We start from the raw sequence: 25763 nt of genomic DNA, 5'->3' as shown, positions 1-25763 counted from the left end.
CGGCGACGGCCCGCCGGCCGGCTATGACGCGGGGCGCGCCTTGTTGTGCACGCACGCCGGCGCCGACCACGCCACCTCCGCGGCCTTGCCCTGCGGCAGCTGCAGCACCGCGCCGACCCGGAAGCAGGAGAGCGCCTTCGGCCGCAGGCCGGGCACGGTGAACGAGAGCGAGTCGGGCTTGGCCGTCTGGACCGGCGAGCTCCCTGCCGGCTGCCGCTGGACCAGCAGCGGCAGCCCGCGCGCCGCCGGCGGCAGCGCCCACGACAGGACCGCCGTCCGGCCGACCGGGCGGGCGGTCAGGTGCCGGGGACGGGCGGCCGCCTTCTGCGCGGCGGTCGGCGGCGCCTCACCGTCGCCCTGCTGCCCCGGCGCGGCGGGGGTGCGGCTCGTCTCGTTCGGGCCGGGCGGGTCCGCGTCGCCGCCGCCGCGGGACAGGACCAGCGCGCCGACGCCCAGCACCGCCCCGCCGACCAGCGCGACCGCCGCCGCGATGACGAGGCCGCGGCGCGGCCCGTCCTGCGGCGGCCCGGCCGGGACGTCCGGCGGGCCCGGAGGCGGCGCCGGGGCGGTGTGCGGGGCGGTGTGCGGGGTGGTCGCCCCGCCGTTGTGCGACGGGTCCGTCGCGTCCTGCGAGGCGCCGACCGGCCATGCGGCCTGGAGGGCCGGACGTTCCCGGCCCTGCGGCGCCTGGCGGGGCGCCTGCCGCGGCGTCTGCTGCGGCGCCTGCTGCTGGGGTTCGGACGCGGCGTCCGGATGCCAGGGCGACGGCGGCGCGGGCGCCAGAGCGCCGGCGGCCGGGCCCTCGGGCCGCCGCGCCGACGACGGCGTGGTCGGCGCCCAGTCCGGCACCGGCGGCGGCCCCGAATGCTCGGGGAACGACAGCCGCGGCGCGGGCGGCGGGCCCGCCGAGGAGTCCTGCAGCGGCAGCGCCGACTGCGACCCGGTCGGATGCGGCAGGACCGACACGCCGCTCGCCGCCACGTCCGTCACCGGCAGGCCCAGCCCGGCCTGCACCTGCTGGAGCGCCTGCGCGAACTCCACCGCGCCGCCGTAGCGCTGCTCGGACGCCTTCGCCATCGCGCGCCCGATGACGTCGGCGACGGGCGCGGGCACGTCCTGGCGCGGGATCCGCGGCGGCGGGTCGTTCAGGATGCGCAGCATCAGCGGCGCGATGCCCTCGCCCGGCGGGCCCTTGAACGCCGGGCGCCCGGCGAGCAGCTGGTACAGCGTCGAGCCGAGCGAGTAGATGTCCGAGGCGACCCCCGGCGGCTTGCCCTCCAGCACCTCCGGCGCGGCGTGGTGCGGGGTGAACGCCTGCGTGTGCGTGGCGTCGAACGAGTCGACCAGCCGGGCGATGCCGAAGTCGGCAAGGGCCGGCTCCCCGTACCGCGACACCAGCACGTTCTGCGGCTTGACGTCGCGGTGCAGCACGTCGGTCTCGTGGGTGGCGGCGAGCGCGCCCGCCATCTTCACCCCGATCCGCAGCACCTCGGCGACCGGCAGCGGCCCCTCCCGGGCGAGCCGGTCGGTGAGCGCGCCGTGCTCGAAGTACTCCATCGCGATGTAGGGGCGGCCGGACTTCGCCGTCCCGGTGTCCAGCACCGTCACGATGTTCGGATGCCCCGACAGCCGTCCGGTGATCTTGCATTCGCGCTGGAAGCGGCGCATCGCCGCGTCGTCGACCGCGCTGATCGACAGGACCTTCAGCGCCACCATCCGGTCCAGGCGCTCCTGGTGCGCGCGGTAGACGATGCTGAAGCCGCCCTCGCCGACCTGCTCCAGCACCCGGTAGCCCGGGACGTCCTCGGTCATCGGCGGGGGGTCCTTCTCCGTCTCGTCCGGTGGTCTGCGCCATCGCGGCGGGGGCGCGAGCGGCGTGCCGGGGAGGTCCCCCGGAGGTCAACAGCGTAGTACGGGGACGAATCGGGCGTGGGGGAACCGGTCGCGCCGCGTCCCCGCACCGGCGTGCCGCGCCGTCTCCGTACGGAAATAGCGCGACATTTCTTTTGACCTTCCTCATCGTTGCCTCAATTTCGCTCCGCCGCGCGCCGGCGCCGCCTAACCTCGGGTTCCGCGGCGCCGGGAACGCCGTGCCCGGGAAACGCCATGCCCAGGAAACGCCGTGCCCGGCGAAAGGCGCGGCCCGGGAAACGCCGTGCAGGAACGGAAGGGGGAGTGGCCCGCCGTGACGGAGGACGTCATCGCGCAGCCGGCATCGCCGCCCAGAAAATCGCATTACGGAAATCTCGTCCGGATGGCGTATTTCGTTCTTCCGGGCCGCGGAAAGCGCGTCTACCGGCTGGCGATCGCCCGCCGCATCGTGGACGCCACCGCCCGCGGGCCCCGCGACCGCACCGCCCCGGGCCTCGCCCGCCGCCGCACCCGCGTGCTGCGCCGCGCGCTGCGCCCGTCCCGCCGCCTGCAGATCGGCCTCGGCCCCTGGCTGCGCGCGCTGCCCGCGCGGCTGCCCGACCCCGCGCTGACCGCCGCGCTCGCCGAGCTGGACCCGCACGTCCGGGTCGCCTACGTGCTGCTGCGCATCGAGGGCCTGCCGAAGTACGCCGTCCGAGACCAGCTCCGCGAGCTGCGGGTGCGCGACCCGTGGCCGGTCATCGACGCCGCCTGCGCCGTCGCGATCCCCGTCCCGCACCGCGCCGAGCGCTTCGACCCCGACCACCTGCGGCCCGTCCGCACCCGGTCGGCGCTGCCGCTGGTGACCGCCGCCGCCCTCACCACCGCGCTCGTCGGCGTGCTGATCCACACCGGGTCCGGACGGCCCGGCGGCGGCCCCGCCCCCGTCCCGCGGCTCGCCGCCGCGCCACCGTCCGCCTGGACCCGCGGCGCCCGCACGCTGGACGCCTGGCCGGCCCGCGGCGACCTCACCGGCGACCGGGCGTTCCTGCGCCGCGCCGCCGCGGCGTGGGCCGCCGCCGGGGACGGCCGCCGTCCGGGCGGCGGCACCGCCCAGCTCCTGTACGCGGGCCGCGCCGGCGGCGCGCCGCTCGCGCTGCTGCGGCGCGGCGACCGCGTCGCCCGCTACGCCCCGCCCGGCCTGGACGTCCTAGCCATCGGCCCCGACCCGTCCGCCCCGATCGCCCTCGGCGGCGGACGCTACCTCCTCGCCCCCTGGGACGCCGCGCCTCGCACCCTCGCGGGCGCCGCCCTGCCCGTCCGCGACGGCGTCGTCGCGCCCCCGCCCGCCCGCACCCCCTGCGGCCGCGGCCCGCTCTTCCACCTCGGCGACCGCACCCTCGGCTACCTCGGCGGGCCGCGCGCCGCCGTCCTCACCTACCACTCGCCCGCCTACGCGCCCGCCGGACGGCCCGCCCCGCCCGCCCGCCTCGGCCCCGGCGCGGTCCGGATCTGGAACCGCCTCGGCTGCCTCGAACCGCCCCGGGCGCGGGCCGTCACCGCCGCCATGGCCTGGGACTTCTGGTCCGGGACGCTTCCGCACGGCGGCGCGTCCGCCGACTGGTTCTGCACCCGGACGACCTACGCCGACGGCGGCGGGGCCGCGACGTCCACGCTCCTCGCCGGCCGGCCCCGCGACACCGGCGGCTGCGACGCCCGGCGCCCGGTGTCGGGCACCTGGTGGCAGGCGCCGTCGGGCCGCTGGTACTACCTCGCCGCCGCCGCGTCCGGGCTCGTGCCGCGGGCGCGCGGGCCGCTCGGTCCCGCCACGACCGCGCACCGGCTGCTCGTCGCCCGGCCGCAGGACCGCCCGAACGTCCCCGTCGCGCTGTCCGCCGCGTCCCGCTGACCGGGGCCGGGTCAGCACCCACTTACCGCGATCGGGCACACTAGGGTTACCGAACGGGATTCAGCGCCGTCCGCGGGCAGACCGCCCCGGAGCCGGGTCCCGGCGGACACAGGTGGGGACCGAAAGGGGCTGCAGATGGGCAAGGGGCCGCTCTCCGGAGTGCGCGTGATCGAGCTGGCCGGGATCGGGCCGGGGCCGTTCGCCGCGATGCTGCTCGCCGATCTCGGCGCCGACGTCGTCCGCGTCGACCGGGCGTCCGCGGTGCGGGGCGCCGCCACCGGCGGCACCGACTTCAGCAACCGCGGCAAGCGCTCGATCGGCGTCGACCTCAAGAGCGAGCAGGGCAGGGAGGTCGTGCTCCGCCTCGCCGAGAAGTCCGACGTCCTCCTCGAGGGCTTCCGGCCCGGCGTCACCGAGCGCCTCGGCCTCGGCCCCGACGACTGCCTCGCCCGCAACCCCCGCCTCGTCTACGGCCGGATGACCGGCTGGGGCCAGGAGGGCCCGCTCGCGCAGACCGCCGGCCACGACATCGGCTACATCGCCATCACCGGCGCGCTGCACGCCATCGGCCGCGCCGGCGGCCCGCCGCAGGTCCCGCTGAACCTGCTCGGCGACTTCGCCGGCGGCAGCATGTACCTCGTCGTCGGCGTCCTCGCCGCCCTGCTGGAGGCCAAGACCAGCGGCCGCGGCCAGGTCGTCGACACCGCCATCGTGGACGGCGCCGCCCACCTGTCCACCTTCATCCACGGTTTCCTCGCGGGCGGCCTCTGGCAGGATCGGCGCGGCGTCAACTTCCTCGACACCGGCGCCCCCTGGTACGACGTCTACGAGACCGCCGACGGGAAGCACATGGCGGTCGGCGCGATCGAGCCGCAGTTCTACGCCGAGTTCGTCAAGCGCCTCGGCATCGACACCGAGGGCCTGCCGGGCCAGCAGGACCGCGCCGGCTGGCCCGAGCTGCGCGAGCGGTTCGCCGCGGCGTTCAAGGCCAGGACCCGCGACGAGTGGACCGAGGTCTTCGTGCCCAGCGACGCGTGCGTGGCGCCCGTCCTGTCCATGGAAGAGGCCAAGGAGCACCCCTTCAACACCGCCCGCGACGTGTTCCCCGAGCGCGCCGGCCACCGCCAGCCCGCCCCGGCGCCGCGCTTCTCCCGCACCGGCACCGACACCGACGGCCTGCCCGTCCTGCCCGGCGGCCAGACCCGCGCCGTCCTGGAGGACCTCGGCTTCGACGACGTCGACGCCCTGATCGCCGCCGGCGCCGTCGCCCAGGCCTGACCGCGCGAGGTGCCCGGCCCGCCAAGGCCGGGCACCTGCGTTCTCAGGCCGGCGTTTCCCCTGACGGGAGCCGCGCCGGAGGGTGCTCCGCCGGAGCGGCGGACGGCGCGGACGGGGCCGTCTCCCGGCGAGGGAGGGCCAGGGCCACGAGGGCGGCCAGGACGAACAGGGCCGCGGAGACGGTGAGGCTCAGGGCGTAACCGCCGTTGAGGGCGGACGGCGACGTCGCCTCGCCGGTGCGGTGGGCTGCGACCGTGGCGAGCGCGGCGAGGCCGACGCAGCCGCCGAGCTGGCGGGAGCTGTTGAGCAGCCCCGAGGCCATCCCGGCCTCCCGCGCCGCGACCCCGGTGGTCGCGGCGGCGGCGACGGGGGCGAGTACGAGCCCGATGCCGATGCTGCCGACCACCGACGGGCCGAGCACGTCGGTGAGGAAGCCGCCGTCCGGGCTGATCCGGGTGAACCAGGCCAGGCCCGCGGCGGCGAGCAGGCTGCCCGGGATCAGCGCCGCGCGGGGCGAGCGGTTCCCGGCGACCCGGGTCGCGAGCAGCGTGCCGAGCACGACGCCGGCCGAGAAGGGCAGGAAGGCCAGGCCGGTCTCGGCGGCGCCCATGTGCAGCACCTGCTGCATGTAGAGGGAGACGAAGTAGAACGCGGCGAACTGGCCCGCCGCCGCCAGGAAGACGATCAGGTTCGCGCCCGCCACCCACCGGCCGCGCAGCAGGCCGAGCCGGACGAGCGGCGCGCGCGTCCGGGCCTCGACGGCGACGAAGGCCGCGAGGAGCAGGGCCGCGGCGCCGAGGCACGCGAGGGTCGCCGGGGCCGTCCAGCCGACGGCGTCGGTGCGCACCACGCCGAAGACGAGCAGCCCGAAGCCGGCGGTCGCCAGGACCGCGCCGGGGACGTCCATCCGCTCGCGCGGGCCCGTGCGAGCGTGGGCGGCCACGCCCGCCGGGACGAGCGCGAGGGTGAGCGCGACGAACGGCAGGTTGACCAGCATCACCCAGCGCCAGCCCGCGTACTCGGTGAGCACGCCGCCCGCGAGGACGCCGAGGGCGCCGCCCGCCGCGTTCATCGCGCTCCACACGCCGAGGGCGCGCACCCGCGCGCGGCTCTCGGTGAACGTGGTGGTCAGCAGGGCGAGCGAGGCCGGTGCCGCGGCGGCGGCGCCGAGGCCCTGGCCGGCGCGCGCCGCGACGAGCTGCCACGGCGCCTGGGCGAGCCCGCCGGCGAGCGAGCACAGCCCGAACACGGCCAGGCCGAGGACGAACATCCGGCGCCGCCCGTACAGGTCGCAGGCCCGGCCGCCGAGCAGCAGGAACCCGCCGAAGGCGAGCGCGTAGACGTGGACGACCCAGGACAGGCCGACCGGTGCGAAGCCGAGGGCGGTCCGGATCGCCGGGAGCGCGACGTTCATGACCGCCATGTCGAGCGCGAAGACGAACTGGGCGACGCATGCCGCCGCCAGCACCGCCCAGGGACGGGCCCGTTCTTTTTTATACATGTATAAAAACTAACCGGCGGCGGGCCCGGCTGTCGAGTCCGCGATGATGGGGGGATGCCGCAACCGTCCGCCCAGCGGGGCAGGCCGCCCCGGATCTCCCGCGCCGAGATCATCGAGACCGCGCGCCGGATCGTGGACGCGGAGGGCGTGGACCGGCTGACGATGCGGCGGCTGGCCAAGGAGGTCGGCAGCACGCCGATGGCGCTGTACCACCACGTCCGCGACAAGGAGCAGCTGCTCGTCCTGCTGCTGGACGACTACGCCGCGCGGATGGCGCGCGAGCCCGAGCTGCCCGCCGACCCGCGCGAGCGGATCGTGGTGACGGCGGCGGCGATCCGCGAGACGCTCGCCGCCTGCCCGTGGATCGCGGAGGTGCTCACTGCCGACGACCTGCTCGGGCGGTCGGCGCTGTGGTTCGTCGAGCGGATCCTGGACGGCCTGGAGGAGTGCGGGCTGAGCCCCGAGCGGGCCGTCCACGGGTACCGGGCGATCTGGTACTACACCGCCGGTGAGATCATCGTGCGCGCCGCGGCGGCGCGGCGCCGGGCCGGCGACGAGCGGCCGACCTACCGCGAGCGGGTGTTCGCCGGCATCGACCCGGGCGAGCTGCCCCGCCTGGCGGCGGTCGCGGACCGCTGGGCGGAGCTGACCGCGCAGGACACCTACCTCGACGGCCTGCGCGCGCTGGTCGACGGGCTCGTCGGGGCACCGTAGGAAAGCGCCGCAGGGAAAGCGTCGTAGGAAGGCGCCGAACCGCAGGTGGAAAGGCGTGCGCGCGGGCCCGCTTGTGAGCCGGCTGACAATTCCCCGCGGGCAAGTGACGAGTCTTGCTACAAGACCGCGCGGAAAAGCGGCCGTACCTTGTCAGCACCTCAGGTGATCACGCGGCGCCGCACCCACCCCCGACCCCACGACGATCCGCGGCCGGAACCCGCATTCGCGCTCCCGCGGTTCCGGCCTCCTTTCGGCGTGCCCGCTTTAGGGAGATGAACATGCGTTTCAGGCGACTGAAGTCCTGGGCCGTCATCGCCGCGGCGATTCCCACCGCCATCGGCCTGTCCGCGGTGGCCGCGCCCGCCGCGCACGCGGAGACGAGCCCGGACGGCGCCAACGACTGGAACTGCAAACCGTCGTTCCTGCACCCCCGCCCGGTGGTGCTGGTGCACGGCACGTTCGAGAACATGGCGTTCAACTGGCAGAAGCTCTCGCCCGCGCTGAAGAAGGCCGGATACTGCGTCTACGCGCTCAATTACGGCGGCGCGAAGGACGCCCCGATCCAGGGCACCGGTGAGATCGCCGCGTCCGCGGGCCAGCTGTCGGCGTTCGTCGACAAGGTGCTGGCCGCGACCGGCGCGTCGAAGGTCGACATGGTCGGGCACTCCCAGGGCGGGATGATGCCCCGCTACTACCTGAAGTTCCTCGGCGGCGCGTCGAAGGTCAACAAGCTGATCGGGATCGTGCCGTCCAACCACGGGACGAACCTGGACGGCCTCGTCGCGCTCGGCAGCCTGCTCGGCATCACGCAGGCGGTGGTGAAGGCGGCGCCGTCGGCGGGCGAGCAGATCACCGACTCCGACTTCCTGAAGAACCTCAACGCGGGCGGCGACACGGTGCCCGGTGTGCAGTACATCGTGCTGTCCACCAAGTACGACGAGGTCGTCACCCCGTACACCTCGGAGTTCCTGAACGGCTCCAACGCGCAGAACGTGCTGCTGCAGGACAAGTGCGCGAACGACACCAACGCGCACGTCGGCATCGCGTTCGACCCGGTCATGATCAAGTTCGTGGAGAACTCGCTCGACGTCTGGGGCCCGTACTGGCCCATCGACTGCGGTAACCCGCTCGGCTGAGGCCACCCGGAAAGCGGCGCCCGGCGGTTCCCCCTTTCCCGCCGGGCGCCGCGCCGCGTTATAGCCCGAGCCGCTTGGCGACGATCTCGTTCATGATCTCGTTGGTGCCGCCGCCGATGCCGAGGAGGCGGGCGTCGCGGTAATGGCGCTCGACCTCCGATTCCCGCATGTAGCCCATTCCGCCGTGCAGTTGGACGGCCTCGTGGACGACGTGCTCGCACGCGTACACGGCGGTGTTCTTCGCGTACGCCGTCTCGGTGAGGACGTCCTCGCCGGCGGCGTGCCGTTCGGCGACCGAGCGGGTGTAGGCGCGCGCCACGTCCACCTGCCGCGCCATCTCTGCGACCTTGTGCCGGACGAGCTGCCGCGACGACAGCGGGCGGCCGAACGTCTCGCGGTCGCGGATCCACTGCATCGTGAGGTCGAGGCAGCGCTGCGCGGTCGCGTACGCCTGGACGGCCAGCGACAGCCGCTCGGTGACGAAGTTCTGCACGATCTGCAGGAACCCGCTGTTCTCCGCGCCGATCAGGTTCGCGGCGGGCACGCGGACGTCGGCGAAGGCGAGTTCGGCGGTGTCGGAGCATTGCCAGCCCATCTTGCGCAGCGCCTTGGAGACGGTGAAGCCGGGCGTGCCCTTCTCGACGACGATCAGGGAGATGCCGCCGAAGCCGGGCTCGCCGGTGCGGACGGCCGCGGTGACGAAGTCGGCCCGCACGCCGGAGGTGATGAACATCTTGGCGCCGTTGACGACGTAGGAGTCGCCGTCGCGGACGGCGGTGGTGCGGATGCCGGCGACGTCGGAGCCGGTGCCGGGCTCGGTGACGCCGAGCGCGCCGATCTTCTCGCCGGCGAGCACGGGCCGCGCGAACCGGTCGATGAGGTCCTTGTCGCCGGACGCGATGAGGTGGGGGAGCGCGATGCCGTGCGTGAACAGGGACGCCACGACCCCGCCGGACCCGCCCGCCTGGATGATCTCCTCGGCGACGATCAGCGCGTCGAACAGCTCGCCGCCCGATCCGCCCGCCTCCTCGGGGAACCCGGCGCCGAGGATCCCCGCCTCGGCGGCCCGGCGGTGCAGCGACCGGGGCAGCTCCCCGGCGTCCTCCCACTCCGGCAGCGACGGGACGATCTCCCGCGCGGTGAAGTCGCGGACGAGTTCGCGCAGCGCCGCGCGCTCGGGGGTCTGCCAGGGGGTCAACGCGCCTCCTCGTGATTAGAACGAGGTTCGGAATCTAGCAGGCGTCGCGGCCGGCGCCGGCGCGCAGGTCGTCCAGGCCGGGCGGTTCGGGCAGGTCGCCGGCCGGCACGGTGGTGAGCTCGCGGACGTGCCGGCGCAGCACCGCCCGCATCTCCTGCGGGACGGTGCTCTCCGGTCGCAGGACGGCGTGCAGCGTCAGCCCGTCCACCAGCGTGTGCACCCGGGCCGCCTCGGTCGCGATGTCCAGGCCCGGCCGCAGGACGCCGACGCGCTCGGCGGCCCGCAGCACGCGCTCGGCGACCGAGCGCAGGGCGTCGTGCATCTCCGCGGCGAGCGGCCGCAGGCCGGGCCGGGTGCGGGCGCCGACGACGAACGCCAGCCACACCTCGGCCTCCTCGCGGCGCTCGGTGTCCACCGGCAGCAGCTCGGCGAACAGCGCCTCCATCGACGCGACGTGCTCGGCGGGCGGCGCTGCCGGGTCGGGGGCCGCGAGCCGCCCCGCGCGCAACCGCAGCCGCTCTCCGGCCCGTTCCGCGAAGTAGCGCATCGCGAAGACCATGATGTCGCCCTGGCCGGCGAAGTAGTGCCGGACGGAGCCGATCGCGAGCCCCGCCTCGGCGGCCACGTTGCGCAGCGACGCCTGTTCCAGGCCGTCCCGGCGGACGACCCGGAACACGGCCTCGGCCACCTCGCGGCGGCGGGCCTCGGGATCGACGATCTTCGGCACCCTCCTTTTATAGCACGTCCATGCTACGCTAGTTTTAGCTTGGTCGTGCTAAATAAGACCGCATGCCGACCGCACCGCCCGAGAGGGGAGAAGGACATGCACGAGGTGTTGAACGTGCTGCTGATCCGTTTCGCGATCACCGTCGGCGGGTTAACGTTGCTGATCATCGCCGGGTTCACGGTGGCGATCGTGCTGAAGCGCCGCGGCGCGCTCGGCCGCGCCCGCCGGATGGTCGAGCCGGCCGTCCGGGCGTGGGCCGCCCGCCCGGACGGCCGCCCGGACGCGCCCGGTGGGCGGCGCGGCGGCGGCCGGGCCGAACTCGGCCGGCTCGCCGTCCGCGGCGCCCTGCACTACATGGACCAGGCGCAGATCCGGGAAGAGCGGCCCCAGGAAAAGGAGCGGAGCGATGGCGATCGTCGCGGCCGGTGACGGCGACGTGGTCACCGAGATCCTGGTGGACCGGCTGGAGAAGGGCGCGATCGTCCTTGTGGCCCTGATCGTGCTGGTCGTCGTCCTGACGATCGTCTACCGCAAGGCCGGTCCCAAGGATCCGCCCTAGCCGACCGCGGCGGCGACCGCGGCGGCGACCGCGTCCGACCAGAGCGCGAGGGCGTCGTCGATCTGGGACGCGTCCACCACCAGCGGCGGGATCATCCGGACGACGTTGCCGAACGCGCCGCAGGTGAGCAGCAGCAGGCCCTGCTCGGCGGCGGCGCGGTGGGCGCGCTGCGCGGCGGCCGCGTCGGGCTCGCCGTCCGGCCCGGTGAACTCGCTGGCCTGCATCAGCCCGAGGCCGCGCACGTCGCCGATCTCCGGGTGGTCGGCGGCGACCTTGCGCAGGCCCTCGTTCAGCCGGGCGCCGAGCACGGCCGCGTTCTCCACCAGGCCCTCGTCGCGGATCACCTCCAGGGTGGCGAGCGCGGCGGCGCACGCGACCGCGTTGCCGCCGTAGGTGCCGCCCTGCGACCCCGGCCGCGCCTTCTCCATCAGCGCCGCCGGCGCCGCGATCGCCGACAGCGGGAACCCGCTGGCCAGGCCCTTCGCGGTGATCAGCACGTCGGGACGGGCCGCCGAGTGCTCGTGGCCCCAGAACCGGCCCGTCCGCCCGAACCCGGTCTGCACCTCGTCCACGACGAGCAGGATGCCGTGCCGGTCGGCGCGCTCGCGCAGCCCCTCCAGGAAGGCGGGCGGCGCCGGGATGTAGCCGCCCTCGCCGAGCACCGGCTCGACGACGAACGCGGCCGTGTCGGACGCCGGGCTGGACGTGGCGAGCACGTAGTCCAGCTCGCGCAGCGCGAACCGGGTCGCCTCGTCCTCGTCCCACCCGTACCGGTAGGCCTGCGGGAACGGCGCGACGGCGGCGCCCGGCATCAGCGGGCCGATTCCCGCGCGGAACTTGGTGCCTGCGGTGGTGAGGGCGGCGGCGCCCATCGTCCGGCCGTGGAACGAGCCGTGGAACACGACGATGTTCTGCCGTCCGGTGGCGTGCCGGGCGAGCCGGATGGACGCCTCGACGGCCTCGCTGCCGCTGTTGAGGAAGAACAGCGAGTCCAGGCCGTCCGGCAGGACGTCGCCGAGCGCCTCGACCAGGCGCAGCAACGGCCGGTGCATGACCGTCGTGTACTGGCCGTGGATGAGCGTGGCCACCTGCTTCTGCGCGGCCTCGACCACGCGCGGGTGGCAGTGCCCGGTGTTGGTGACGCCGATGCCCGCGGTGAAGTCCAGGTACCGGCGGCCGTCGGCGCCGTAGAGGTACACGCCCTCGCCGCGCTCGGCCAGGACGGGGGTGGCCTGCTTGAGCAGGGGTGAGAGCTGAGCCATGGCGTCCTCCGGTAGATTGTCGACAATCTGCACGCTAGGTCGCCCCGGACCGGTTGTCCAGGGACCCCCTACGAGCTGCGCAGCCGCCGGATCGAGTCGGTCATGTGCTCCTCGATCAGCTGGAGCAGCCGCTCCTCCTCGCCGTCGCCGATCGCGTCCACCAGCCGGCGGTGCTCCTCGACCAGCTCATCCGGCTCGGGGTAGGTGTCCTGGAGCGCGTTCAGGCACATCCGCGTCTCGACCAGCAGCGTGTGCGCCATCCGCTCCAGCCGCGGGCTGCCCGACGAGCTGACCAGCACCTCGTGGAACGCCTGGTCGGCGTCGCTCATCGCGACCCGGTCGCGCTCGCGGGCCGCCTCGATCAGCGCCTCCAGCGCCTCGGTGAGCCGGGCGACCGCCTCGCCCCGGTTGCGCTGCATGATCAGCTGGCAGGCGGCCCGCTCGATCGCCAGCCGGGTGAGGTAGACGTCCTCGACGTCGCCCTCGTCCAGGGTGATCACGAAGAGCCCGCGGTGCGGCTCGCTGACCAGCAGCCCCTCCTGGACGAGGCGCTGCATCGCCTCGCGCAGCGGGCCGCGGCTGATGCCGAGCCGCGCGGCCAGCTCCGCCTCGCCGAGCTGCGCGCCCGGCTCCAGCGCCCCGTACATGATCGCCGAGCGCAGCTCGTCGGACACGATCTCGACCGTCGACCTGCGGGGGACGGGTTCCAGCTCACCCAACCGGCCCATCGGCGGGCCCCTTTCGTCATAGCTGCCAGGGATCTCGTCCCGGTGCCGGGGCGGGGGCGGCGAACAGCCGGCCGAGGCCGGCGCGCGGCGCGGGCCCGGCCGGGCCCGCGGCGAGCCGCAGCCCCTCCCACACGCTCACCTGGTTGGCGGTGAGCACCGGCTTGCCGACCCGCTCCTCCAGCTCGTCGAGCCAGGACACGGTGTGCAGCGCGGTGTCGGGCACCAGCACCGCCTCGGCGTCGGGATGGTCGTTGGCCGCGACGAAGGACAGGACCTCCTCGCGGCCGAGGGTGCCGACCTCGGCGGCGGTGACGATGCCCCGGCAGGACAGCGCCACCACCTCGATGCCGGCGTGGCCGAGGAACGCGCCGAACCGCTCGGCGACGTCGGCCGGGTAGGTCGCGGCCACGGCGACCCGGCGCAGGCCGAGCGCGCGCGCCGCCTGCACGAACGCGAACGACGTGCTGGACGCGGGCACCCCCGCGGCCTCGCGGACGCCCCGGACCTGCGCGGCGGCGCCGTCCCAGCCGAACACGAAGCTGCCGCTCGTGCACGCCCACACGGCGGCCCGCACGCCGAGCCGGCGCAGTTCGCGGGCACCGTCGCCGAGCACGTCGTCGCCGCCGATGTCCAGCAGCGCGTCGACTCGGTGGGCGTCCTCGCGCATCAGCGTGTGCACGACCGGCAGGCTGATGTCGCCCGCCCCCGCGCTTCGCAGCGCGTGCTCGATCGCGGGATAGTCGTCCTCGGCGCTGTAGCCCGGGTAGAGGAACCCCGCGGCGGGACCGTTGTTCTGCATGTTGTCGACAATCCTACCTTCATCGATCATGCCTTGCCTGATCACGGGTCGGCCGATCAGGGGTGTCAGGCGGCCGTCGGGCTGCTGAGCTGCACCAGCCACTGCCCGGGACCGGCCGCCGAGCGGCCCATCGCGCGCAGCGCCGAGCACATGGTCACCTGGTTGGCGGTGAGCACCGGCTTGCCGATCATCCGCTCCAGCGGCGCGATGATGTCGTAGGTCGGCACGTTGGTGCAGCTGATGAACACCGCCTCGGCCTCCGGCCGGTCCACCGTCGACACCGCGCTGACGATCTCGCCGTAGCCGACCTTCCAGATGTGGCCGAGCAGCCCCATCCCGACCGACGACACCACCTCGATGCCGTACTCGCCGAGGAAGGAGACCAGCCGCTCGGTGACCGCGTCGATGTAGGGCGTCACCACCGCGATCCGGCCCGCGTTCAGCAGCCGCAGCGACTCCACCAGCGCGCCGGACGTGGTGGCGACCGCGGGCGCGCCTGCGGCGACCATCGTGCGGTGCAGCGCCAGCTCGCCGGCCTTGCCGCGGATGAAGCTGCCGGACGCGCAGGCGTAGGCGACCGCGAGCGGCTCGGGGGCGAGCACGTCCCGGGTCGCCTGCCGGACGATCGAGTGGTCCGACAGCGCCGAGGCCATCTCGACGGTGACCGGCACCGGCACGTACGGCAGCCGGGTCATGAACAGCGACACGTCGTCGGGCGTCCACCGCCACAGCTCGCGGTCGAGCGCGAAGTCGAACGGCGCGACCACGCCGATGCCCTGCTGGGCGACCAGCTCGGGCCCGACGACCAGCGTGGGGTCGAATGTCATCTGCGCGGCCACCGCTCTAGGACCCGTGCCGGCGGTAGACCAGGCGCTCGCCGACCGCGCCGGAGCGCCAGACGTCGTTGCACGCCTCGGCCATCCGGTCCAGCCCGTCGACGATCGTCGCGTACACGTTGCCGGGCACCCAGCCGACGTCCCCGTTCAGCAGCAGGTTGTTGCGGCCGTAGAAGATCGCCAGGTCGATGACGCCGGGCAGCCCGTGGATGTTCTTCTCCTCCTTGAACGCCCGGTCGAGCATGCCGCCGGGGAAGGAGAAGTACACGACGTCGCCGGGGATCGGGGTCACGGTCGGGTTCTCGAGCCCGACCTCCTCCTCGGCGAAGCGCTCCACCATCGTGTAGACCTCGTTGCGCGCGTATTTGGCGTGGTAGGCGTCCCCGCCGAGCGGGAGGGCGCGCCATACCGCCTCGCAGGTGCGCGGCGCGTCCTTCTCGAGGAGTTCGGCGACGCAGGACACGCCGCGCTTCTCCAGTGAGATTGTCATGAGCCTGGGCATGCCGGACCTCCCCGTGGACAGGGGTGGGCGAGAGCGTCGCCACCCGAAAGGACTCTTGCGTTAGAGCGCTCTGGGACGCGTCCTGGCCTTGGGCAATACGGTTGCGACGGTCTTGCAGCACGATCAGCGCGGCCACCTGGCGGTTCGTCCCCGCTGATTGTTGACAATCCTACGAAGCGTTCCTAGCGTGTCAATGCCTCCCCGTGTTGCCTTCCCGTAAATTCCGGAACCCCGAAAGTGACCGCCGATGGAGCATGGTCCGAACGCATCCGGCGAGCCGCCCCGCGTGGTGGTGCTCCAAGGGGACGTCCCGCCGCCCGCGATGGCGGCCGCCGAGCGCCTCGCGCACATCGACTACGTGCGGAAACCGCAGCTCGCGGGGGCTCTCCGGGGCTGCGACGCGCTGTTCATGTGGGACTTCTGGTCGGACGCGCTGGCGGCGGCGTGGCCGCGCGAGGGCGGCCCCCGCTGGGTGCACATCGCCAGCGCCGGAGTGGACCGGCTGCTGTTCCCGGACCTGGTCGAGGGCAACACCATCGTCACCAATTCGCGAGGGGTGTTCGACGAGCCGATCGCCGAGTACGTCCTCGGTCTCGTGCTGGCGTTCGCCAAGGATCTGCACACCACCGTCCGGCTCCAGGGCGAGCGGCGGTGGCGGCACCGCGAGACCGAGCGGATCACCGGCGCCCGCGCGCTCGTCGCCGGCACCGGCCCGATCGGCCGCGCCATCGCCCGCCGGCTCACCGCCGCCGGGCTGCGCGTCGAGGGCGCCGGCCGCACCGCCCGCGACCGCGACCCCGACTTCGGCGTCGTCCACCCGATGGAGCGGCTGCACGACGCGCTCGCCGAGGCCGACTACGTGGTGCTCGCCGCGCCGCTCACCCCCGGCACCCGGAACATGATCGACGCCGCGGCGCTCGCCCGGATGCGGCCGTCCGCACGGCTGATCAACGTCGGGCGCGGGCCGCTGGTCGCCGAGGACGACCTGGTCGAGGCGCTGCGCGCGGGCGCCATCGCGGGCGCCGCGCTCGACGTGTTCGTGGACGAGCCGCTCGCGCCGTCGTCGCCGCTGTGGGCGATGCCCGGCGTCATCGTCTCGCCGCACATGTCCGGCGACGCGGCCGGCTGGCGCGAGGAGCTGGTCCGGCTGTTCACCGACAACCTCGACCGGTTCGCGCACGGCCGCGAACTGCGCAACGTCGTCGACAAGCGGCTGGGCTACGTGCGCCCGGACGCGGACGGCGCACCGATCCCGTACGCGGGGCAGAGGAGGTAACGGCCATGACGGACGCGGCAGACCTGACCGCCGCCGAGCTGCTGGAGGCCTACCGGGCGGGGACGCTGTCACCCGTCGAGGCCGCCGAGGCCGTCCTCGCGCGGATCGACCGCGACGACCGGGAGCTCAACGCGTTCTGCCTGCTCGACCCCGAGACCACGCTGGAGATGGCGCGGGCGTCGGCCGGGCGGTGGCGGCGCGGCGAGACGCTCGGCACGCTCGACGGCGTGCCCGTCTCGATCAAGGACGTGCTGCTCACCCGCGGCTGGCCGACGCTGCGCGGCTCCACCACGATCGACCCGGCCGGCCCCTGGACGGAGGACGCCCCGTCCGTCGCGCGGCTGCGCGAGCAGGGTGCGGTGTTCGTCGGCAAGACCACGACGCCGGAGTTCGCGTGGAAGGCCGTCACCGACGGGCCGCTCACCGGCGTCACCCGCAACCCGTGGGACCCCTCCCGCACGACGGGCGGGTCGAGCGGCGGCGCGGCGGCGGCCGTCACGGCGGGCATGGCGCCGCTCGCGCTCGGCACCGACGGCGGCGGCTCGGTCCGCATCCCCGCCGCGTTCACCGGCGTCTTCACCATCAAGCCGACCTACGGCCGCATCCCGCACTACCCGGCCAGCCCGTTCGGGACGCTCGCGCACACCGGACCCATGACCAACACCGTCGCCGACGCGGAACTGCTGCTGGACGCGGTGTGCGGCGCGGACGGCCGGGACTGGTCGTCCCTCCCGCCGCCCGCCGCGCCGTTCACCGATGGCGGCCCGCACGACCTGACCGGGCTGCGCGTCGCCTTCAGCCCCGACCTCGGCTTCGCCCGGGTCGACCCGGAGGTGGCGGCCTCGGTGGCCGCGGCGGCGGAGGCGTTCACCGAGCTGGGCGCGAAGGTCGAGCAGGCCGACCCCGGCTTCGCCGACCCGGTCGCCGACTTCGAGGTGCTCTGGTTCGCGGGCGCCGCGAAGGTCGTCGAGCACCTCACCGCCGAGCAGCGCGCCCGGCTCGACCCGGGCCTGCGCGAGATCTGCGAGCAGGGCGCCCGGTACTCGGCCGTCGAGTACCTCACCGCGACCGCGCGCCGCATGGAGCTGGGCCGGATCATGGGCGCGTTCCACGACCGCTACGACCTGCTGCTCACGCCGACCATGCCGATCGCGGCGTTCGAGGCCGGGCCGGAGGTCCCGCCGGGCTCGCCGTCGCCGCGCTGGACGTCCTGGACCCCGTTCACCTACCCGTTCAACATGACGCAGCAGCCCGCGGCGAGCCTGCCGTGCGGGCTCACCGCGGACGGGCTGCCGGTCGGCCTCCAGGTCGTCGGCGCCCGGCACGCCGACGACCTGGTCATGGCCGCCTGCCGCGCCTACGAGCAGGCCCGGCCGTGGAAGCGGTTCAGCCGAAGGTGATGACGGAGCGGCCGTGGTGGCGGCCCTCGGTCATCGTGGCGAGCACGCCGGGCGCCTCGTCCAGCGTGACCGGCGTGACGTCCGGGAGGATCCCGTGCGCGGCCGCGAACGCGAGGGTGTCGCGCAGGTCGTGCGGGGAGCCGGACGGGCTGCCCATCACCCGCACCCGGTTCATCACGAGCAGGGCCGGCGGCACCGCGAGGTTCTCGGCGCCGACGCCGAGGACCAGCAGGGTGCCGTCCGGGGCGACGCCGCCGAGCGCGGCCTGCGCGGGCGCGGTGCTCGGCGTGGTGTTCACGATGACGTCGGCGCCGCCCCAGCCCCGAAGCGCCTCGGCCGCGTCCTGCTCGTCGGTGGCGACGTAGAGCTCGGCGCCCCGCCGGCGCGCCTCCTCCTCGGCGCGGCGCGACCGGGACACCACCGCGACGCGGGCGCCCATCGCGGCCGCGAACCGGATCACCATCTCGCCGACGCCGCCGGTGCCGAGCACCGCGACGCGCGACCCGGCGGCCGCGCCCGCGTGCCGCAGGCCGTTGAACGCGGTGATCCCGGCGCACATCAGCGGCGCCGCCGCGACCGGGTCCAGCCCGTCCGGCAGCGGGGTGACGAACCCGGCGCGGGCGACGAAGTACTCGGCGTACCCGCCGTCGTCGGTGATGCCGGTGACGCGCCGGGGCGCGCCGGTGCACAGGATCTGGTCGCCGCGGACGCACTGGTCGCAGCGGCCGCACGAGCCGTAGATCCACTGGGCGCCCACCGGCGTGCCGGGCGCGGGCCACTCGACGCCCGGCCCGAGCGCGGCGACGACCCCGCTGATCTCGTGGCCGGGGACGGTCGGGAACCGCGCGAACGGGTAGTGGCCCTGGGCGAGGCCGACCTCGGAGAAGCACATCCCGCAGGCGGTGACCTTCACCAGGATCTCGCCGGGGCCGGGCTCGGGCACCTCGCGCTCGACGATCTCCAGCGGCTTGCCCTTTTCGGTGAGAACGGCGCTGCGCATGTCGCGTTTCCTCTCGTGGACGGGGCCGGCCCGAGCGGCGGCCCCTGCGAACAACGATATAACGACTTCTATAGTGGTGATACATCGACCCGCCCCGACCCGGGCCCACCTGCTCCCATGCCCGCCGACTGCTGCGTTAACGACGCTCGCCCAGTCTCTGTAACATCGATGTTGTGAGTGCGCAGAAGGACGCCGACGGGCGCGACCGGATCCTGCGGGCGGCCGTCCGGCTCATCGCCGAGTCGGGCGGCGAGCCCGTCTCCACGCGCGCGATCTGCGCCGCGGCGGGCGTCGGCGCCCCGACGCTCTACCACCACTTCGGCGACAAGCAGGGACTGTTCGACGCCGTCGCCGCGCACGGCCTGGCCGAGTACCTCGCCGGCAAGCGCGCCCAGCCCGCGACCGGCGACCCCGTCGACGACCTGCGCCGCGGCTGGGACCTGCACGTCGACTTCGGCCTGCGCAACCCCGCGTTCTACGTGCTGATGTACCGGGCGGCGCGCACCAGCCCCGCCGTCGACGAGGCGTACGCGATCCTGCTCGGCCTCGTCGGCGCCGTCGCCCGCGCGGGCCGGCTCCGCGTCCCCGTCGAGACCGCGGCCCAGATGATCCAGGCCGCCGGGGTCGGCGTCGTCCTCGCCCTCATCGCGGGCGGCGACGACGGGGGTGGCGCCGACGAGGGCGGCGAGTTGTCGGTCCGCACCCGCGAGGCCGTCCTCGCGGCCGTCACCGTCCAGGGCGATCCGCCGGACGGCGGGCCGGGGGAGCGGGACGGCAGGGCCGCCGCGGCGGTCTCGCTGCGCGCCGCGCTGGCGGCCGAACCGCCGTCCGGCCTGTCCCCGGCCGAGCAGGCCCTGCTGGCGGAGTGGCTGGACCGCATCGCCGGCTGACCGTCTCGCCGGCCGATCGTCTCGCCGGCTGACCGTCTCGCCGGCCGGCCGCCTCCCGCGGGCGCCTTTCCGCGCACGGCATCAATCCCGATATGTCTGACTGCGGCTAATCAGTACAAATGCATAGTGTCCACTCTCGGACTCCAATATCCTGACGCGCTGGAGTAAACTTTCGCCGTACTCAGCTGCGATGGGAATGACCGCATGTCCGGATCCTTGGGTTCGAGCAGGCATCCCGTGACGCTGACCGAGAGCCTGGCGGCCAGCACCGCGCGGCACCGCATCCTCCTCGTCACCCCGTCCCCGCTCAACGACCCCGAGCGGCTGGACCCCCGGCACGAGCTCGAGGAGATCTACCGCGCCCTCGACGAGCTGCGCGTCGACGTCGAGATCGTCGCGCTCAACCCGCCGACGGTGGGCATGCTGCGGATGGCGCTCGCCGCCGGCGGGTTCGACGTCGTCCACATCGCGATGCACGCGACCGGCGAGCACCTGGAGTTCGAGGCGGAGAACGGCCTGCTGGTGCGGCTGTCCTACGAGCGGTTCGCGCGGCTCTTCCGGCAGTGCCCCGACCTGCTGCTCGTCCTGAACGGCTGCGCGACCGAGGAGCTGGCCGACTGCATCGCCCGGTCGGCCGCCGAGGTCACCGCCATCTCGGTGGCGGGCGACGTCCCCCGCGCGCACGCCCGGGCCGTCCTCGCCGACGTCTACCGGATGCTGTTCAGCGGGGTGAGCCCGGAGCGGGCGGTGACCGAGGCGTCCGCGGAGGCGTCCGGGCTGAGCCCGGAGGGCAGGCCGCTGCTGCGGGTGCGGGGCAAGGCGGCGGGCGGCGCGGTCTTCGACGTCGAGCGCGGGCGCGCCGTGCCGAAGTTCTCCCCGTGCGCGCCGCACAACAGCTTTCCCGCCGTGCATAACCGGTTCTTCGACCGCGAGAACGAGGCCCTGCAGATCTACGACGCCTTTTTCGGCGAGCGGACGCACTCGCCGTTCATCGCGATCACCGGGGTCACCGGGTCCGGTAAAACCGCCCTGGCGCAGACCGCGGCGAGCCGTTATGGATGGCGGTTCCCCGACGGCATCGGCTATTTCCGGCCCGGCGCCGAACCGGTCTCCGAGGGCGTCGCGCGGGCCCTCGGCTGGGAGCTGGCGCGGGCGCCGGAGGCGGCCCTGGCCACCCAGGTCTCGCAGCGGCTGTCGGCGAGCCGGTGCCTGCTCGTCCTGGACAACCTCGAGTCCGCGTCCGACGGCGCGCTCCGGGACCTGCGCGCGCTGCTCGCCTCGTGGGACACCAGCGTCGGCGGCCGCGCGATCCTCGTGTCGCAGGACCACCCGAAGGAGTTCGCGGAGCTGGTCGGCCCCAACCGCATCACGGTGGGGTCCCTGCCCGTCACCGCCTGCCGGGACCTCGTGACGAGCATGCTCGGCGGCCGGGAGCGGGCCGAGCGGATCCTCGGCGACGAGATGGCGGTCGCCGCCGAGCTGTGCTTCAACCACCCGCGGACGCTCGTCTCGGCAGGCTCCGCCCTCGACATCGGCCAGCCGTGGTCGACGCTCAAGGAGGACCTGCGGCGGCACCGCGTCCGCGGCCCCGCCGGGATCAACTCCGAGGTGCTCGGCCAGATCATCGGCAAGCTGGAGAAGAAGCTCCCGCTCACCGCCGACTTCCTGGACGCCTGGGCGGTGTTCGAGGACCGCTGCCGGGAGAGCACCTGGCGCGGTCTCGTGCGGGCCGCGGGCGCCGGGGACGCCGCCCTCGCCCAGTGCTCCGAGGTGCTCAACGGGCTGCAGGGCGCGGAGATCATCGGGCGCTACGACCACGCCGGCGAGGTGCACTGCGTCATGCACCCGCTCGTCGTCGCACACCTGCGCTCGCGCCACGACGGGCTGTCCGACGAGAAGGTCCGCTCCCTGGCCGGCAGGCATCTCGCGCTCCAGGCGTCCCTGGCGGCCGAGCCGGCGGACCACCCGGGCGACGAGCTCGGCAACGTCCGGCGCACCCTGCGGCTCGCCGGGGAGCTCGGGATGTGGAAGGAGATCACCGCCTACTGCACCGCGGTGGCCGGCGACGCGGGGCTGCCGCTGGTGCGGCGGGGCCCGTGGCTGGTCGCGAAGGAGCTCCTCGACCTCGGGGAGTCCGCGGCGGCGATGATCCCCGACGGCGCGTCCGCCCGGCTCGGCTTCCTGCTCGTGCGGGGGCTGGTGCGCTACCGGCTGGCCGAGTTCGACCAGGCCGCCGCCGACTACCGGCTGGCCGGCGAGGCGGCGCGCGCGCTCGGGCGCCGGCACGACGAGCTGACCGCCCTGCGCGGCATGGGGCAGGTGCTGTACCGGTGCGGCGACCTGGACGGTTCGGAGACCGCGTACCGCACCGGGCGGGAGCTCGCCGAGGCCGATTCCGCCGGCGCGGTCCGGGATCTCGCCGACATCGACCACCAGCTCGGAAAGGTGCTGTACCGCCGGGGCGACCTGACCGGGGCCCGGCGGTTGTTTGAGCGGGTTCGCACTGTTCGTGAGGCGAACGGGGAGGAACGGAATCGCGCCAAGACACTTCATGAACTGGCCCGCATCGAGCACGCGGATGGCATCATGGACGCCGCTGAGGAGCTTTATCTCGAGGCGCTCGCCATCGAACGCGCGGTCGGCGACCCGGTGACCGAGCAGGCGACGCTGTTCCAGCTGGCGAAACTCGCTCTGGAACGCCGCGACGTGCCGGCCGCCGAACGGCTGTTCCGGGAGAGCCGGCACATTTCGGAAGGACTGAACGACCTCGTGTGGATCGCTCACGCCCAGTACGGGCAGGCCATGCTCGCCGCCGCCCGCGGCGCCCCGGACGAGGCGGCCGAACGCGCCGCCGCGGCCGCCGACCTCGCCCGCCGGCTGAACATCGGGCTCACCAAGGAGATCGCCGGCTGGGCCGCGGCGGCGGGCGTCCCGCTGCCGGCCGCGGTGGACGGCAGAGATGATCGGAAGATTCCGTGAACGTTGACGAAGAGGACCGCGCGATCGCCGCGAAACGCGCGAAGGCCCGACGCTACGCCGCCGAACCCGAACGGATGACGCTGCGCGAATTCCGGGTGACGATGCGGTCCGAGCACGCGGAGCGCGACATCTCCTTCTCGGACGGGAACTGGAGTTGCACGTGCGATTTCTATGCGGCCAGGAACACCTGCAGTCATGTGATGGCGCTGCAGGACATGCTTTTCGACAATCTTGGCCTGCGCCGGCCGTGACGGAGGGCCGGCCCCCGGAACCGAGGTGAGAGACAATGGTCAGGCGGCTCGCCGAAAGGTCCCTGCGGACCACGTTCGGAGTGTGGCGCGAGATCCTCTACTACGACGGGCACGACCAGGCGATCGTTCTCGTCCACGGCGACGTCGAGGGCGCCGCGGACGTCCCCTGCCGGGTCCATTCCGACTGCATCTCCGCGCATGTCTTCAACAGCGTCGAATGCGACTGCCGGGAGCAGCTCATCTCGGCGCAGATCTTCATCAAGGAGCACGGCCGGGGCGTCATCGTCTGGCTCGACCAGGACGGCCGGGGGAACGGCCACATGGCGCTGATGCTGGCCGCCGACCTCGCCGAGCGCGAGTCGATCCCGCAGACGGAGGCCTACGTCCGGCTCGGCTACGCCGCCGACCGGCGGACCTACCACGGCGCCGCGGCCGTGCTCCACGACCTGGGGGTCGGGTCCGTCCTGCTGCTGTCCGACAGCCCCGACAAGGCCAAGGGCCTGCGGGACCGGGACGTCACCGTGAGCGGGACGCACTCGGTCGCGGTCGACCTCGAGGAGCATCCGGCGCTCCGCCCCTACTACGAGGACAAGCTGGCCCGCGGCTACACGATCGGCGCGCTCAACCGCGAGGGCGTCTAGCGGTGGAGACGACCCTGGTCATCGTCAAGCCCGACGGCGTCGCGCGCGGGCTCGTCGGGACGGTGATCGGCCGGCTCGAGCGGGCCGGCCTGCGCCTCGTCGGGCTGCGGCTGGCGCGGGCGACGCGGGAGCAGGTGCTGGCCCACTACACCGACGACCCGGAGTGGCTGGAGAACGCCGGGAGCCGGGCGATCGCGGCGCTGCGCGACGACGGGGTCGACTGGCGCGCGCTCACCGGCTGCCAGAGCGCGTCCGACGTCGGCCGGCTGATCCGGATGCGGCTGGTCGACTACCTGTGCGAGGGGCCGATCGTGGTGCTGCAGGTGGCGGGCCCGTCGGCGGTCGGCAGGACGCGGCGGATCGTCGGCGCGACGCTGCCGCTGCGGGCCGAGGCGGGGTCGCTGCGCGGCGGCCACTGCGCCGACGTCGTGACGGCGAGCTTCCGGGAGAAGCGGGCGCTGTGGAACATCGTGCACGCCTCCGGCGACGCGGCCGAGGCGCGGAGGGAGATCGGGATCTGGTGCGCGGACACGGCCTCGCGGTGAGCCCCGGCGCGGCCGCGCCGCAGCGCGGATGCGGGTACGGGCGCGGCGCCGGGCGGCCGGCGTGAAGGTGCTCGTCCTCGGCGACCTCTGCCTCGACACGGTCGTCGAGGAGGAGGTGGCGCTCGACTCCGCCCTCGCGCGGGACGGCGGCGACTTCTCGCTCTGGACGCCGCTGGCCGACCTGCCGGGCGGCACGTCCTACCACTTCGCCGCGGCGGCCGTCCGGTACGGCCACACCCCGGTGATCGTCGGCGCGGTCGGGGCGGACGCCGCCGGGCGGATGCTCACCGCGGCGCTCGCGGACGCGGGGTACCGGCATCATCTGGCGGTCGACGACCGCCGCCCGACCGGCCGCGCGGTCATCGCCTACGGCTCGTCGGGCTCGCGCGCCATGCTCGCGTCCCGCGGCACCGCCAACGAGGGGCTGTGCGGCGCGGCGGTGAACGCGGCGCTCGACGCCGTGCCCGAGGTGGACGCGGTCTGGCTGTCCGGCCTCAGCCTGAGCCGGAAGGCCGCGCCGACGTACGGGAGCGTGCGCGAGATCGCGGCCGGCGCCGCCGCGGCGGGCGTGAAGCTGCTGCTCGACATCGTCCCGCACGAGTTCCACCGCCACTTCCCGGACGTCCCGTCGATCACCGCGGCGGTGGGGCCGGTCCACGGGCTGGTGTCCGAGCTGTCGTCCGCGCGGCGGCTGCTCGGCCTCGGCGACCGCGGTGAGACGCTCACCGCCCGGCACCTCGACGAGACGGCCGGGCTGCTGCTGGAGCACGTCGGCGCGACCGTGCTGCGCTACCGCGCCGGGCCGGTCTACCGGCAGGCGCTGCGCACGCGCGGCGGCGTGGCGCGCGACCTCGACCGGCCCGTGCCCGGCCCGCTCGGCCTGCGCGGCTACGGCGACGGCCTGACCTGCGAGATGCTCACCGACCTCGCCGGAACGGGGGCCGGGAAGGCGGGGGCGCCCGGGAAGGCGGGGCCGGCCTGATGCGCCTGCACGCCGTCGTCATCGGCATCGACGCCTACCTCGACCCGGCCATCGACGACCTGCGGTTCGCGCGCAGCGACGCCGAGTCGGTCGCGGCGATGCTGCGGGGCTCCTCGTTCTCCGACTCCGTCGAGGTCACCGAGCTGTTCGACCACCGGGCCACCCGCGCGGCCATCATGCACGCGATCGGGGTGGAGCTTCCCCGGGCGTCGTCCGCCGGCGACGTGGTCCTGGTCTACTTCGCCGGGCACGGCTCCCCGGAGCTGGGCGCGCCCGCCGCGCCGGTCGCCTCGCGGTACCTGGTCTGCCACGACAGCGGGTACGACTCGCTGCTGGCGACGTCGATCGACGTCGAGCTGGACCTGGCGCGGCTGGCCGCGCGGCTCCCGGCGGCGCTGGTCGTGTTCGTCACCGACGCCTGCTTCAGCGGCTTCTCCGGCGGGCGCGGCATCGCCGGCCCCGTGCTCGCGGCCCGCCGGCGGGAGAACCGGGCCGCGGTCCGGCTCGCCGACCTGCGGCTCGGCGAGGGCACCGTCTTCCTCGGCGCCGCCGCCGACGACGAGGTCGCCTGGGAGGACCCGTCCCTGCGGCACGGGATCTTCACCTACTTCCTGCGCAAGGAGCTGACCTCGCGCGACGGGGGCGAGCGCATCGGCCTGTCGACCCTCTACGACCGGGTCCACGAGGGCGTGTCCGCCTACAGCCGGTCGCGGCAGAACCCGGTGATGCACGGCACGGTCAAGGGAGCGCACCTCCCGATCTTCAGATAGCGGCGCGGAGCCGCTCGACACTAGGACGC

At 74.4% G+C, this 25763-nt stretch carries 25 protein-coding genes; 15 read left to right on the top strand and 10 right to left on the bottom strand.

The features are described from left to right. Positions 1–21: 21 nt before the first annotated feature. On the bottom strand, positions 22–1812 hold the full coding sequence (locus tag J4709_RS07395) for a serine/threonine-protein kinase (RefSeq protein WP_208238362.1): 1791 nt from the start codon (positions 1810–1812) through the stop codon (positions 22–24). Between the two features lie 442 nt (positions 1813–2254). On the opposite strand from J4709_RS07395, the gene J4709_RS07390 reads away from it, so the two are divergent. Both J4709_RS07390 and J4709_RS07385 read left to right on the top strand, forming a co-directional pair. Next, complete coding sequence (locus J4709_RS07390) at positions 2255–3760, top strand: hypothetical protein (RefSeq protein ID WP_208238360.1); 1506 nt, start codon at positions 2255–2257, stop codon at positions 3758–3760. A 135-nt stretch (positions 3761–3895) separates the two neighbouring features. Continuing rightward, entirely contained in the window at positions 3896–5038 is a 1143-nt protein-coding gene (locus tag J4709_RS07385) for a CaiB/BaiF CoA transferase family protein (protein WP_208238359.1), read from the top strand. Between the two features lie 43 nt (positions 5039–5081). Here J4709_RS07385 and J4709_RS07380 read toward each other — a convergent pair whose 3' ends face one another. Then, complete coding sequence (locus tag J4709_RS07380; RefSeq protein WP_232383092.1) at positions 5082–6539, bottom strand: MFS transporter; 1458 nt, start codon at positions 6537–6539, stop codon at positions 5082–5084. A gap of 54 nt (positions 6540–6593) precedes the next feature. Between J4709_RS07380 and J4709_RS07375 the strand changes: the two genes are divergently transcribed. After that, positions 6594–7253: a TetR/AcrR family transcriptional regulator gene (locus tag J4709_RS07375; protein ID WP_208238357.1), complete on the top strand. Its 660-nt coding sequence runs from the start codon at positions 6594–6596 to the stop codon at positions 7251–7253. A gap of 278 nt (positions 7254–7531) precedes the next feature. Beyond that, complete coding sequence (locus J4709_RS07370; protein ID WP_208238355.1) at positions 7532–8389, top strand: esterase/lipase family protein; 858 nt, start codon at positions 7532–7534, stop codon at positions 8387–8389. Positions 8390–8447: 58 nt separating this feature from the next. Here J4709_RS07370 and J4709_RS07365 read toward each other — a convergent pair whose 3' ends face one another. Both J4709_RS07365 and J4709_RS55435 read right to left on the bottom strand, forming a co-directional pair. Then, positions 8448–9587: an acyl-CoA dehydrogenase family protein gene (locus J4709_RS07365; protein WP_208238353.1), complete on the bottom strand. Its 1140-nt coding sequence runs from the start codon at positions 9585–9587 to the stop codon at positions 8448–8450. Positions 9588–9621: 34 nt separating this feature from the next. Continuing rightward, on the bottom strand, positions 9622–10314 hold the full coding sequence (locus J4709_RS55435; RefSeq protein ID WP_208238351.1) for a TetR/AcrR family transcriptional regulator: 693 nt from the start codon (positions 10312–10314) through the stop codon (positions 9622–9624). A gap of 96 nt (positions 10315–10410) precedes the next feature. Here J4709_RS55435 and J4709_RS07355 point away from each other — a divergent pair, with 96 nt between their 5' ends. Next, positions 10411–10743: a hypothetical protein gene (locus J4709_RS07355; protein ID WP_208238349.1), complete on the top strand. Its 333-nt coding sequence runs from the start codon at positions 10411–10413 to the stop codon at positions 10741–10743. Continuing rightward, entirely contained in the window at positions 10721–10873 is a 153-nt protein-coding gene (locus tag J4709_RS07350) for a hypothetical protein (protein WP_208238347.1), read from the top strand. Before J4709_RS07355 ends, J4709_RS07350 begins: the two co-directional genes overlap by 23 nt. Here J4709_RS07350 and J4709_RS07345 read toward each other — a convergent pair. The 5 genes from J4709_RS07345 to J4709_RS07325 form a co-directional block, all read right to left on the bottom strand. Further along, positions 10870–12135, bottom strand: a complete 1266-nt coding sequence (locus tag J4709_RS07345; protein WP_208238345.1) for an aspartate aminotransferase family protein — start codon at positions 12133–12135, stop codon at positions 10870–10872. The two genes, J4709_RS07350 and J4709_RS07345, sit on opposite strands and share 4 nt — an antisense overlap. A 68-nt stretch (positions 12136–12203) precedes the next feature. Continuing rightward, positions 12204–12863, bottom strand: a complete 660-nt coding sequence (locus J4709_RS07340; protein WP_208238343.1) for a GntR family transcriptional regulator — start codon at positions 12861–12863, stop codon at positions 12204–12206. A gap of 16 nt (positions 12864–12879) precedes the next feature. Beyond that, the gene (locus tag J4709_RS07335; protein ID WP_208238341.1) at positions 12880–13662 is read right to left on the bottom strand and encodes a maleate cis-trans isomerase family protein; all 783 of its coding nucleotides are present in this window, start codon (positions 13660–13662) and stop codon (positions 12880–12882) included. Positions 13663–13727: 65 nt separating this feature from the next. Then, positions 13728–14489, bottom strand: a complete 762-nt coding sequence (locus J4709_RS07330; RefSeq protein ID WP_208238339.1) for a maleate cis-trans isomerase family protein — start codon at positions 14487–14489, stop codon at positions 13728–13730. Between the two features lie 16 nt (positions 14490–14505). Then, a complete protein-coding gene (locus J4709_RS07325) occupies positions 14506–14988 on the bottom strand; it encodes a DUF3830 family protein (RefSeq protein WP_208238337.1) in 483 nt (160 codons plus the stop codon). Positions 14989–15247: 259 nt separating this feature from the next. Here J4709_RS07325 and J4709_RS07320 point away from each other — a divergent pair, with 259 nt between their 5' ends. Beyond that, positions 15248–16276, top strand: coding sequence for a D-2-hydroxyacid dehydrogenase (locus tag J4709_RS07320; RefSeq protein WP_208238335.1), 1029 nt, complete (start codon positions 15248–15250; stop codon positions 16274–16276). 5 nt (positions 16277–16281) lie between these two features. Then, on the top strand, positions 16282–17676 hold the full coding sequence (locus tag J4709_RS07315) for an amidase (RefSeq protein ID WP_208238333.1): 1395 nt from the start codon (positions 16282–16284) through the stop codon (positions 17674–17676). Here the strand turns inward: J4709_RS07315 and J4709_RS07310 are convergent. Next, positions 17663–18676, bottom strand: a complete 1014-nt coding sequence (locus J4709_RS07310; RefSeq protein WP_208238331.1) for an alcohol dehydrogenase catalytic domain-containing protein — start codon at positions 18674–18676, stop codon at positions 17663–17665. The two genes, J4709_RS07315 and J4709_RS07310, sit on opposite strands and share 14 nt — an antisense overlap. 173 nt (positions 18677–18849) lie before the next feature. Between J4709_RS07310 and J4709_RS07305 the strand changes: the two genes are divergently transcribed. The 7 genes from J4709_RS07305 (at position 18850) to J4709_RS07275 (ending at position 25734) form a co-directional block, all read left to right on the top strand. After that, entirely contained in the window at positions 18850–19566 is a 717-nt protein-coding gene (locus J4709_RS07305; protein ID WP_208238329.1) for a TetR/AcrR family transcriptional regulator, read from the top strand. Between the two features lie 237 nt (positions 19567–19803). Continuing rightward, a complete protein-coding gene (locus J4709_RS07300) occupies positions 19804–22545 on the top strand; it encodes a tetratricopeptide repeat protein (protein WP_208238328.1) in 2742 nt (913 codons plus the stop codon). Beyond that, on the top strand, positions 22542–22796 hold the full coding sequence (locus J4709_RS07295; protein ID WP_208238326.1) for a hypothetical protein: 255 nt from the start codon (positions 22542–22544) through the stop codon (positions 22794–22796). Before J4709_RS07300 ends, J4709_RS07295 begins: the two co-directional genes overlap by 4 nt. A 35-nt stretch (positions 22797–22831) precedes the next feature. After that, complete coding sequence (locus J4709_RS07290; protein ID WP_208238324.1) at positions 22832–23437, top strand: GTP cyclohydrolase II; 606 nt, start codon at positions 22832–22834, stop codon at positions 23435–23437. A gap of 2 nt (positions 23438–23439) precedes the next feature. Continuing rightward, positions 23440–23982, top strand: a complete 543-nt coding sequence (locus J4709_RS07285) for a nucleoside-diphosphate kinase (protein WP_208238322.1) — start codon at positions 23440–23442, stop codon at positions 23980–23982. A gap of 61 nt (positions 23983–24043) precedes the next feature. Further along, the gene (locus J4709_RS07280) at positions 24044–24964 is read left to right on the top strand and encodes a carbohydrate kinase family protein (RefSeq protein ID WP_208238320.1); all 921 of its coding nucleotides are present in this window, start codon (positions 24044–24046) and stop codon (positions 24962–24964) included. Further along, positions 24964–25734: a caspase family protein gene (locus J4709_RS07275; RefSeq protein ID WP_208238317.1), complete on the top strand. Its 771-nt coding sequence runs from the start codon at positions 24964–24966 to the stop codon at positions 25732–25734. Before J4709_RS07280 ends, J4709_RS07275 begins: the two co-directional genes overlap by 1 nt. Positions 25735–25763: the final 29 nt, after the last annotated feature.

This window comes from Actinomadura violacea, from assembly GCF_017573465.1.
In the GTDB taxonomy this organism is placed as follows: Bacteria; Actinomycetota; Actinomycetes; order Streptosporangiales; family Streptosporangiaceae; genus Spirillospora; species Spirillospora violacea.
The sequence above is the reverse complement of the archived record's forward strand: the minus strand, read 5'-3'. Positions and strand labels throughout refer to the sequence as shown.